Here is a 4255-nt window from a genome sequence, read left to right on the forward strand (position 1 = left end):
ATGCTCAAGTAACCAAAGAAATGTCCTTTAATGAGTATTTAGGAATGGTGAAAAAATTTCATCCTTTAGTTAAAATTGCAGATTTGGAAATTTCGCAAGCACAAGCAAATTTATTAATGGCTCGAGGTGCATTTGACCCTAAATTAGAAGCAGATTTTAACAATAAAGAATTTAACGATAAAAAATATTATTCCGTTTTTAATGGTGGATTTAAAATTCCAACTTGGTACGGAATTGAATTTAGTGGGGGTTTTGAAAGTAATGAGGGTGTATTTCTAAACCCAGAAAATAATACTCCAACAGAAGGTTTAAATTATGCTGGAATTTCAATCCCTCTTTTACAAGGATTTTTAATTAACCAACGCATGGCTGATTTACGAAAAGCAAAAATAAATATAAATTTGAGCACTGCTGAAAGAAATTTACAAGCGATTCTGGTTTTGCATCAGGCTTCGATAGCTTATTTTAATTGGAAAAAAAATTATGAAGAATATAAATTATATGATACTTATTTACAAAATGCAGAAATACGATTAAAGGGAATTAAAACCTTAATTGAACAAGGCGATAAAGCTGCAATTGACAGTGTTGAAGCAGGAATTACTCTGAAAAACAGATTACTCAATAAAGAAGACGCACTTCTAAAACTTACGAAAGCACGTTTAGAATTATCTAATTTTTTATGGACAAACAATAGCATTCCAATAGAATTAGAAGAAAACATGTATCCTGAAATAAATTTATTTAAAAATATACAAGATTATTTAAGCACAAACGAACTAAATTTAGTAACCTTTACTACAGAAAATCATCCAAAAATAAATGCAATTAATTACAAAATTAATATGCTTGAAGTGGATAGAAAATTAAAGGCAAATCAATTACTACCAAAAGTAGATTTGGGATATAATTATTTGTCAAACCCAAACCAATTTCAAGAATTTCGATTCCAAGATTATAAATTTGGAGTAAATGTTGCACTGCCATTATTTTTAAGAAAAGAACGAGGTAGCTTAAAAATAACTAAACAAAAAATTGAATCGGAAAAATTTGGATTACGTTTTGAAAAAGAACAATTAATGAACAAAATTGAATCGCAAAAAGCTGAAATTCAATCGCTAAAAAAACAAGAAGATCTAATTACGGACTTAGTAAAAGACAATTCAACTTTATTAAATTCCGAAGAGCGTTTATTTAATATGGGAGAAAGTTCTTTATTTTTAATAAATACACGTGAAAACAATTTAGTTTTAGCACAATTGTCAAAAATTTTAATTGAAAACAGGTTTTACATTTCAAATGCGGATTTATATAAAACAATAGCCAATCCAAATTAATTATTTACTTTTGTTATCTCAATTTCAAGAAGATGATTATTATAAAAACCGCAGAAGAAATAGAATTAATGCGCGAAAGTGCCCTAATTGTTTCCAAAACTTTAGGCATGATTGCAAAGGAAATAAAACCCGGAGTTACCACACTACATTTAGATAAATTAGCAGAACAATTTATTCGCGACCACGGCGCAGAACCAGCATTTAAAGGCATGTATGGTTTCCCAAATTCGTTATGTATGAGCCCTAATACACAAGTAGTTCATGGCATTCCAAACAATAATCCTTTACAAGATGGCGACATTATTTCAGTAGATTGCGGTACGTTAAAAAACGGATTTTATGGAGACCACGCTTATACTTTTGAAGTGGGAGAAGTAGCTGAAGCAACCAAAAAACTACTTCAAATTACCAAAGAATCGTTATACGTTGGAATTAGAGAAACAAAAGTAGGCAATCGTGTGGAAGATATTGGATATGCCATTCAGACGTATTGTGAAAGTCATGGTTATGGCGTAGTCCGTGAACTATGCGGACATGGTTTAGGAAAAAAAATGCACGAAGATCCAGAAGTGGCAAATTATGGCAAACGTGGGCATGGAAAAAAATTAGTCAACGGAATGGTAATTGCTATTGAACCAATGATAAATTTAGGCACCAAAAACATCGTTCAACATAAAGATGGTTGGACAATCACAACAGCCGACAACAAACCTTCCGCACACTTTGAACACGATGTAGCCATAGTAAACGGAAAACCAGAATTGCTTTCCACTTTCGCTTATATTTATGAAGCGCTTGGAATTGTAAGTAATGAAGAAGACGGGTTGAGAAGTAAACCGTTAGTATTGTAAACTCAACACGAATTTCACTAATTATCACTAATGACTGAACAAAATTTAATTTATAAAGAAGAAGCGTACAAAGTTATTGGATTGTGTATGGAAGTTCATAAATATTTAGGAAAAGGACATAATGAAAAAGTCTATGGTGATGCTTTAGAACTCGAATTTTTAGCAAATCATATACCTTTTGTTCGTGAACAAAAATACACTATTGAATACAAAGGAGTAAAGTTACCTAGTTATTACTATTCAGATTTTACAGTTTACGATTCAATTATAATTGAATTGAAAGCAATACAAACATTATCATCAAGTGAAACCAAACAAGTTTTAAATTATCTAGCTGCCTCTAAATGCAAACTAGGTTTATTGGTTAACTTTGGTGAAAACAGTTTAAAATACCAACGTATAATATTATAAAATTAGTGCTAATTAGTGAAATTAGTGTTTAAAAAATTATGAAAAAAATATTTAAATTTATACTGAATACCATACCGCGTCCTATCTTAATAAGATTAAGTATTGTGGCACGACCAATTATTGCGTTTCTTTTAAAAGGAAATAAATTTACGGATCCAATTGATGGTAATAGTTTCCGAATGTTTTTGCCTTACGGATATGGCACACAAAGAAACAACGTATTGTCTCCTAGTACTTTATCCTTAGAAAGACACCGTTTGTTATGGTTATATCTTCAAAATGAAACCCACTTTTTTACTTCAACAGAAAAAATAAAAGTACTACATTTCGCCCCTGAACAAGAATTTTACAAACGCTTTAAAAAACAAACTAATTTAGAGTATACTACTACCGATTTACTTTCGCCTTTGGCTGATGTAAAAGCAGATATTTGTAATTTGCCGTTTCAAGATAATACATACGACATTATTTTGTGCAATCATGTTTTAGAACACATTCCTGATGACACAAAAGCAATGCAAGAATTGTACAGAGTGATGAAACCAGACGGTATGGGGATTTTTCAAATTCCACAGGATTTAAAAAGAGACGTTACTTTTTCAGATGATTCGATTACCGATCAAAAAGAGCGTGCTAAAATTTTTGGGCAATATGATCACGTTCGTGTGTATGGAAGAGATTATTTTGACAAATTAAGAAGTATTGGTTTCTGTGTGAAAGAAATAGATTACACAAACACAATCCCTGAAGATTTGGTAGAAAAGTTTTGTTTGGCAAAAGGCGAAATTATTCCAGTGGTATTTAAATAATTATATTTAGATTAGTTTTTATATCTTTATGAATTGAAAATAAAATCTATGAAGCATTTTTTAAAAATCATAACCATATTGGTTACCACTTTCGTATTTTCACAAGAAAAAGAAGTAGTGCCACCTTACAATATAAAAACAATTACTTTTTCGCAAAATGTAAACAATACCATTCCGTTTTTTGGATTGGGAGAAAATTTCGATTTGCAATTTGACGATTTATACGGTAACGAAGCGGATTATTTTTATACGATTGAACAATACAATTACGATTGGACACCAAGTCAATTGCTTAAAAATGAATATTTAAATGGGTTAGACAATCAACGCATTCAAAATTATCAAAACTCGTTAAATTGTTTGCAAATTTATTCCCATTATACTTTGAGTTTTCCAAATAAATTCAATCAAATTATTAAAAGCGGTAATTATATTGTAAAAATTTTCGATGAAGATCAAGAAATTGTGTTTTCAAAAAAATTCATTATATACGAAGATAATACTGCTGTGGGCATAACAATCAGACGATCTCGAGATATGGAAACCGTTAATAAGAAACAAAATATTGAGTTTTTTATCGATTATAAAGACAAACCATTACAAAACCCAAAAGAAAACGTAAAAGTTTCTATTTTTCAAAATGGAAAATTAAATTCAGCTATTCATAATATCAAACCACAATATACTATTGGCACACAACTCATTTACAGATACAATAAAGAAACCCAATTTTGGGCAGGAAATGAATTTTTAAATTTCGAAAATAAAAATGTTCGTGGCGCTTCTAACTCGGTTTTTAAAGTAACTTCTGGGGATGTGTACAATACTATTTTGTATACAAATGAAG

5 protein-coding genes are annotated in these 4255 nt (G+C 30.2%); all 5 read left to right on the forward strand.

The features are described 5' to 3' along the window. A partial coding sequence (locus ACIQ2I_RS08310; protein ID WP_396181953.1) for a TolC family protein occupies nt 1-1337 on the forward strand: 1337 nt, incomplete at its 5' end. Nucleotides 1338-1369: 32 nt separating this feature from the next. Beyond that, nucleotides 1370-2188 (forward strand): type I methionyl aminopeptidase, encoded by an 819-nt coding sequence (gene map, locus ACIQ2I_RS08315; protein WP_396181954.1) that lies wholly within the window; start codon nt 1370-1372, stop codon nt 2186-2188. Nucleotides 2189-2218: 30 nt separating this feature from the next. Continuing rightward, the gene (locus ACIQ2I_RS08320; protein WP_396181955.1) at nt 2219-2599 is read left to right on the forward strand and encodes a GxxExxY protein; all 381 of its coding nucleotides are present in this window, start codon (nt 2219-2221) and stop codon (nt 2597-2599) included. Between the two features lie 38 nt (nt 2600-2637). After that, nucleotides 2638-3408, forward strand: a complete 771-nt coding sequence (locus ACIQ2I_RS08325) for a class I SAM-dependent methyltransferase (protein ID WP_396181956.1) — start codon at nt 2638-2640, stop codon at nt 3406-3408. Between the two features lie 48 nt (nt 3409-3456). Next, nucleotides 3457-4255: DUF5103 domain-containing protein (locus ACIQ2I_RS08330; RefSeq protein ID WP_396181957.1), on the forward strand; the 799-nt coding region annotated here is incomplete at its 3' end.

The organism is Flavobacterium sp. (assembly GCF_044368995.1).
Lineage (GTDB): Bacteria > Bacteroidota > Bacteroidia > Flavobacteriales > Flavobacteriaceae > Flavobacterium.